Source organism: Micromonospora sp. MP36 (genome assembly GCF_008119785.1).
Taxonomy (GTDB): domain Bacteria; phylum Actinomycetota; class Actinomycetes; order Mycobacteriales; family Micromonosporaceae; genus Micromonospora.
Window position 1 is genome coordinate 39,467 of the sequence record NZ_VSFA01000058.1, and the last position, 6,795, is coordinate 46,261.

Here is a 6,795-nt window from a genome sequence, read left to right on the forward strand (position 1 = left end):
CAACCCGCGCCGCCACCGGTGTGGCCACGATCCACAACGGCCGGTGCCCGCGTCCGGACGGGCGGTAGCATCCGCCGGGTGCGGACGACGGGGGTGGCGCTGCCGGCCGGCGCGGCGGGAACGACCGACGGGGAACTCGCGGCGGGAGTACGCGCGTGGGTGGACTCGCCGCCGCTGCGCGCCCTGGTGCGGCACTTCGGCGGTGACTGGCCGGCCGGGGACCTGCCGGCGGTGCTGTCCGGGCTGGACGACTTCTCCGCCCGGCACTGGGACTTCCGCGAGGGGCGGGAACGCCCGGAGGCCCGGGAGCCGGCCTTCGACCCGGCGACCGTCCGGCTGGTACTCGACGCCGCGGCGGCGCTGGGCCTGGTCCGACCCGTCCCGCCGGCCCTACCCCGATACGCCCACCTGCTGGTGCTCGGCGGGCTGGCGCACGCCTGCCTGCGACGCACCGCGTACGCCGCGCACCTGGCGCGCACGGTCGCCGGGATCTCCGGCGAGGTGGCGGTGCTGGGCAGTTGCCGGGTCCTCTCCCCGGCCGAGTCGCGGATGCTCGCCGACGCCGGGATCACCGACTGTTCGACCGAGGTGGACGCCCTCGACGCGGCCGTACGCGCCGCGTTCGGGGTCACGACGCCGAGCGAGGAGCGCGGCGAGCCGGCCGACCACCCGCACCGGGCCTGGTCCTCGCGCACCTACCGACCGGCCGGCCTGCCCCCGGTCCGGGTCCTCGCCGCCCCGTCCAGCGAGCCGGACCGGCGCCGGGCGCACACCGCCGACACCCAGCGGTTCTGGGCCGAACACGTCCGGCTACGGGCCGGCGACCCGGTGCTGATGGTGACCGCGCCGATCTACGTGCCGTTCCAGCACTGCGACGCGCTGCGCACCCTCGCCGTGCCGTACCGCTGCGGGATCGACACGGTCGGGGTCGACCCGGCGCTGGCGGCGGTGGCCGGGCTACCCGAACCCACCCTCACCCCGGGCCGCTACCTGCAGGAGATCCGGTCGGCGATCCGGTCGATGCGCGCCCTGCACGCGGTGCTGCCACCCAGCTGAGCCGGCACCGGTGCAGGAGCCCGCCCCGGTTGCCCTCACCGGGAGGGACTCAGCGGAACCGGGCACGCGCGATCGCCCGAGAAACCTCCGCCGGCTGCTCCACCTCCAGTACCAGCCGGTCGTACGGCTCCCCGTCCAACTCGACCAGCAGCACCTCCTCGGCGCGGTGCACGCACCAGAACGACCGGCCGTTGGTCCGGGAGACGTAGCTGCCCGCCATGATCAGGCCGGGCCAGAAGGTGCCGGGTAGCCGCCAGCCAGAGCCCCGCGCGTACGCCTCGGCGCGGGAGACCGGCCGCACGCCGGTGATCGCGGCGGTGGGCACGCGGACCCCGGCGGTGAGCGCCCACAGCCGGTCGGCGCCGGTGAGCCGGACGACCAACTGTTCCGGGTCCACGTCCACTAGCACCGCCATGATCACGAGGTTAGCCCGACGGACCGGCCCCGACCAGGGCCGGCCGGGGCTCAGCGGGCGGTGTCGGCGACCGCCTGCGCGAAGACCTCGGACCGGTGCTCGAAGTTGCGGAACCGCCCGTAGCTCGGCGCGGCCGGGGAGAGCAGCACCACCCCGCCGGCCGGGGTGAGCTTGCGGGAGAGCCCCACCGCGGCGACCAGGTCCTCGGCGAGCTCGGTCCGCACCGCCGGCAGCCCGGCGAGCGCCTCGACGATCCGGGGGCCGCTGTCCGGGATGCCGATCACGGTGACCTCCCGCTCGGCCAGGTGGTCGCGCAGCGGGGTGTAGTCCAGCCCCCGGTCGGTCCCGCCGACGATCACGGTCAACGGCCGCCCCTCGTACGCGTCGATCGCGTGCATCGCCGCGTACGGGCTGGTGGCCAGGGTGTCGTCGACGAAGGTGAGGCCGGACGGGTCGGGAATCTCGGTCAGCCGGTGGGCGAGCCCCTGGAACCCGGCGACCGCCACCGCGAGGGTGTCCTTGGCGGCCACCACGTCCACGCCAAGCGCGTCCAGCACGGCGAGAGCGACGCAGAGGTTGCCCTCGTTGTGCCGGCCGACCAGCGGCAGCACCGCGCGCGGGAAGAGCGGCTGGTCCCGCAGGTGGAACCAGGGGGTGCCGTCCGGGCCGGAGGCGACGTGGGTGGCGTCCGGCAGGCCGACCCGCACCGCGGCCCGGTCCCCCAACTCCAGGGCCAGCCGCGGGTCCGCGCCGTTGACCACCACCGTGTGCGGGCCGTGCGCGAGCAGGTTCAGCTTGTCCCGGTAGTACTCCCGCTCGCCGCCGTGCGCGTCGAGGTGCTCGGGGAAGAGCGCGGTGACCACGGCCACCCGGGGGGAGTCGGTCAGGTCGGCGCACTGGTAGCTGGACAGCTCCAGCACGTACAGCTCGGCCTCGGGCAGATCGAGCAGCGGCACGCCGATGTTGCCGCCGAAGACGTTGGGTCGACCGGCCGCGGTCAGCAGGTGGCTGATCAGGCTGGACGTGGTGCTCTTGCCCTTGCTGCCGGTGACCCCCACCGTCCGAGCCGCGTGGTCGGCCATCCACAACGCGCTGCCCTGGGTGATCGGGACATCCCGGCGGCGCAGCTCGACCATCCACGGGTGGGTGTTCGGCACGCCCGGCGAACGGACCACCACGTCGGCGGCGACCAGCCGGGCGAAGCCGGCCTCCCCGGTGACCAGCGGGGCGGCCTCCGCCAGCGCCCCCTCCCAGGGCAGGGTGAGGAAGTTCGCACTGTCGTCGACCACGACCAGCTCGGCCGGGCCGTGCGCGGCGATCGCGGTCACCGCGGCCCGGCCCTCCCGGCCGGCGCCCCAGACGGCGACATGACGTCCGCGCAGATCAGACAGGCGCACAGGCTCTCCTCGTTGACATCCTCCTCCCTCTTACAGGATGAGGGGGGATCCAGCCTATACAGGCTGAGGTTCACGGGCGTTCGAACGGCTGGTGGCCGCTGTCGCCCATCCGGCACCGGCTGTTCGCCGGGGCAGGGGATTCCGCCCAGTCATGCCGCGACGTTGACTAATGCCTTGGTGTCGGCGTTGCAGGTGAAGCCGCAGAAGAAGCAGACGAACTCGGCTTGGCTCTTGCGCGGCGCCCCGGCCACCCCTGCCCCACTACACGAAAACGGACATTCCCTACGGCCGTGAAGGACCGGGCACCCTGCCCAGAAAGATGGTGGCGACGGCGGTCGGTGGGGCGCGGCCCGGCGCAGCCGGACGAACCAGTGCCTAGCTGGTGCGTGTCTCGGAAGTGTCGTAGGTGGCAGGCATGCTGTGGGGCTGTGGGGAGGTTTGCCGCGTTCCGGTTCACGGTCGACCCGTCGCCGTCGCAGGTGGTGGTGTTGGCCCGTCATGCGGGGGCGTCCCGGTTCGCGTTCAACCAGTGCCTTGCTTTGGTGAAGGAAGCCCTGGATGCGAAGCGTCGGGGCGGGTCGGTGGTGGTGCCGTGGTCGGGTTTCGACCTGATCAACGCGTTCAACACCTGGAAGTGCTCAGCGCAGGCGGGTCGCCGTTTCGTGGTCGACGCGGCCGGTTCGGTCGAGATCGTGGCGACGGGGTTGTCGTGGCGGGCGCAGGTGTGCCAGCAGGTGTGTGAGGAAGCCGCCGTCGACCTGGGCCGCGCCCTAACCGCCTGGGCCGATTCCCGACAGGGGAAACGGCCGGGCCGTCGGGTGGGGTTCCCGACATTCAAACGCAAGACCCGGACCCGGCCGTCGTTCCGGATCCGCTGCAAAACCACCAAGGCGGGTCGGGCGAGTATCCGGGTGGGGGATCCGACGGCGGGGCCTCGCAGTGTCTGTCTGCCGAAGATCGGGATCCTGAGGGTGCGGGAGGACACCCGCCGGCTCCGGCGGATGATCCGCACCAGGCGAGCGCACATCCGGTATGCCACCGTCTCCTGCCGGGCCAGCCGATGGACCATCACCGTGACAGTGGAGGCGGCGGACCTGCATCCGGCCCGCCAGCACCCGCCCCGCCCCGACACCGACAGCGGTGGTTGGGTGGGCGTCGACCGCGGCCTCGCCGCCCTCGTCGTGGCTGCCGACACGACCGGCCGGCAGGTACTGCGCGTCGATGATGCGCCGCGCCCGCTGCGGGCTGCCCTGCCGAGGCTGCGGCGTCTCTCCCGCCAGGTCAGTCGTAAACAGCGAGGCTCGCGCAACCGGAGCGAGGCTGTCGCCCGACTGGCTCGTGCCCACCATCGTGTCGCGAACGTGCGCCGCTACTTTCTGCACAAGGTCGCCAACCGGCTGGTCAAGACCCACGACCGGCTGGCGCTGGAAAACCTGCACACCGCCGGCCTGCTGCGCAACCGGCGTCTGGCCGCCGCCATCTCCGATGCGGGTTGGGCTGACCTGGCCCGCATCATCGGCTACAAACAACGCTGGCGGGGCGGGCAGGCCACCATGGCACCCCGCTGGTACCCGTCCACCAGAATGTGCAGCGCCTGCCGCACCATCGGCCCCGCCCTACCCCTGTCCGTACGCATCTTCCGCTGCGACCAGTGCGGGCATACGGCGGACCGAGACGTCAACGCGGCGGTCAACCTCGCCGTCTGGGCCGAGCAACACCACGCCCAGACCCGGGACCCCGAAGCACGAGGCCCGGTCACCAACGCCTCCCGAGGGGACGGCTCTGGCCAGCGCCCACGCGCCGGTGAAACCAGCCCCGACGACGGAGGAACCCCGCCGCCACGAACACCCGCGACGGCAGGGACGCCCGAGAAGGGCGGTGTCTCATGACCCAACAGACGATTGAGACACGCTGTAGTATGGCGTGTGCCCAACGAGAACGAGCAGCTCCGGCGGATGGACGCCTTCACCTTCCCGTCCTACTCGATCGACTTCGCCACCGGCGAGGCGTTGTTCGACTACGCCCTCACCGGCCCCGACGGCGAGCAGCGGTTCACCGAGGTGATCACCTTCCCGTTGCCCGCCGAGCCGGTGTCGGACGAGACCGCGGCCACCGTCAACCGGGTGCTCGACCTGCTGCACATCGTCGCCGGGGTCAGCTACTACAAGGCCGCCGCGCCGCCCCGGCTGGTGTTGCCGGCGCCGCTGGGCGCGGCCGCCGTCGAGCTGGTCACCGCCGTCTACACCAAGGGCCTCGGCGAGTACGCGTACCGCAACCAGCTGCCGCACGTGCTGGAGCTGCGCCCGGAGGTGCCGGCCGGGGAGGTCACCCCACCCCGGGTGTACGACGAATCGGACCGGCGCCCGCTCTCCGCGGTCGGTGGCGGCAAGGACTCCATCGTCAGCCTGGAGGCGCTGCGCCGGGCCGGCTTCGACCCGGTGCCCTTCTCGGTCAACCCCAACCACGTCATCGTGTCGGTCAACGAGGCGTCCGACCTGGTGCCCCTCGCGGCCCGGCGGCGGATCGACCCGGTGCTGTTCGACCTCAACGCGGCCGGCGCGCGCAACGGGCATATCCCGGTCACCGCGATCAACTCGCTGATCGCGGTCGCCACCGCCGTGCTGCACGGCCTCGGCCCGGTGGTGATGTCCAACGAGCGCTCGGCGTCCGACCCCAACCTCAGCTGGCAGGGGCACGAGATCAACCACCAGTGGTCCAAGGGCGTCGAGGCGGAGGGGCTGCTGCGGGCCGCGCTCGCCGAGCACGCCGGGCTCACCGAGCCGTACTTCTCGCTGCTGCGGTCGCTGTCGGAGCTGCACATCGCCCGGTTGTTCGCCGAGATCGACCGGTACGACGCCGTGGTGACCAGCTGCAACGCCGCGTTCAAGCTGCGCGACGCGAGCGAGCGCTGGTGCCGCGACTGCCCGAAGTGCCGGTTCGTCTTCCTGGCCATGGCGCCGTTCATGCCCCGGGAGCGGCTCACCAGGATCTTCGGTGGCGACCTGCTCGCCGACGAGGCGCAGATCCCCGGCTACCGCGAGCTGCTCGGCGTGGACGGACACAAGCCGTTCGAGTGCGTCGGCGAGGTCGAGGAGTCGGTGGTGGCGCTGAGCCTGCTCGCCGAGCAGGACCAGTGGCGCGACGCCCCGGTGGTCCGCGCCCTGGTCGACGCGGTCCCGGACACCGCCTGGTCGACCGCGGCCACCTCGGACGTCTTCACCCCCGCCGGCCCCACCTTCGTCCCCCCCGCCTACGCCAAGGCCCTGACCACCCTCACCTGACCCGCCCAGGCGCCGCCCACCGCCTCTCCGCGTTGATCATGAGGTTAGCCGCGCAATTTGTCCGGTGGCGTCAAGTGGTGAGTGCAATTGTTAGGGCGTGATGAGTTCGGCTAGCCGCTGGGCTGGGGTGGTCCAGCCCAGCGTCTGGCGGGGTCGGGTGTTCAGTTCGTGGGCGACCTCGTCCAGGCCGGTCTGGTTGATGGTGCGGAAGTCGTAGCTGCCCTTGGGGAAGTACTGGCGTAGCAGGCCGTTGGTGTTTTCGTTGGTGCCGCGTTGCCAGGGGCTGTGCGGGTCACAGAAGTAGACCGGGCAGCCGGTGGCGACGGTGAACACCGGGTGGGTGGCCATTTCCACGCCCTGGTCCCAGGCCAGCGAGCGGCGTAGGTGCGCCGGCATCCGGGCGGCCAGGGCGGTGAGGACGCCGATGACGGCTTCGCTGTCGCGGCCGTGGGGCAGGGCGCCGAGCATCACATACCGGGTGGCTCGTTCCACCAGGGTCACGATCGCCGAGCCGCCGGCTTTGCCGATGACCAGGTCACCTTCCCAGTGCCCCGGCACCGCCCGGTCGGCGGCCTCGGCGGGCCGGGCGCTGATGTGCAGGTCCCCGATCCAGGGCCGCCGACGCCGACTAGAGCTTGTCAAGATT

At 72.3% G+C, this 6,795-nt stretch carries 6 protein-coding genes; 3 read left to right on the top strand and 3 right to left on the bottom strand.

Annotated elements, in window-relative coordinates; all coding sequences use genetic code 11:
• Positions 1-78 precede the first annotated feature (78 nt).
• Positions 79-1,056, top strand: coding sequence for a hypothetical protein (locus tag FXF52_RS27900; RefSeq protein WP_255472411.1), 978 nt, complete (start codon positions 79-81; stop codon positions 1,054-1,056).
• 49 nt (positions 1,057-1,105) lie between these two features.
• On the opposite strand, the gene FXF52_RS27905 is transcribed toward FXF52_RS27900, so the two are convergent.
• Both FXF52_RS27905 and murD read right to left on the bottom strand, forming a co-directional pair.
• Complete coding sequence (locus FXF52_RS27905; protein ID WP_148801310.1) at positions 1,106-1,471, bottom strand: hypothetical protein; 366 nt, start codon at positions 1,469-1,471, stop codon at positions 1,106-1,108.
• A gap of 50 nt (positions 1,472-1,521) precedes the next feature.
• Positions 1,522-2,868 carry a UDP-N-acetylmuramoyl-L-alanine--D-glutamate ligase gene (gene murD / locus FXF52_RS27910; RefSeq protein WP_148801311.1) on the bottom strand — a complete coding sequence of 449 codons (1,347 nt, stop codon included), beginning with the start codon at positions 2,866-2,868 and terminating at the stop codon, positions 1,522-1,524.
• 428 nt (positions 2,869-3,296) lie between these two features.
• On the opposite strand from murD, the gene FXF52_RS27920 reads away from it, so the two are divergent.
• Both FXF52_RS27920 and FXF52_RS27925 read left to right on the top strand, forming a co-directional pair.
• On the top strand, positions 3,297-4,757 hold the full coding sequence (locus tag FXF52_RS27920) for an RNA-guided endonuclease TnpB family protein (protein ID WP_187413738.1): 1,461 nt from the start codon (positions 3,297-3,299) through the stop codon (positions 4,755-4,757).
• Between the two features lie 66 nt (positions 4,758-4,823).
• Positions 4,824-6,149 carry a hypothetical protein gene (locus FXF52_RS27925; protein WP_148801317.1) on the top strand — a complete coding sequence of 442 codons (1,326 nt, stop codon included), beginning with the start codon at positions 4,824-4,826 and terminating at the stop codon, positions 6,147-6,149.
• 90 nt (positions 6,150-6,239) lie between these two features.
• Here the strand turns inward: FXF52_RS27925 and FXF52_RS27930 are convergent.
• A partial coding sequence (locus FXF52_RS27930) for an IS30 family transposase (RefSeq protein ID WP_187413739.1) occupies positions 6,240-6,795 on the bottom strand: 556 nt, incomplete at its 5' end.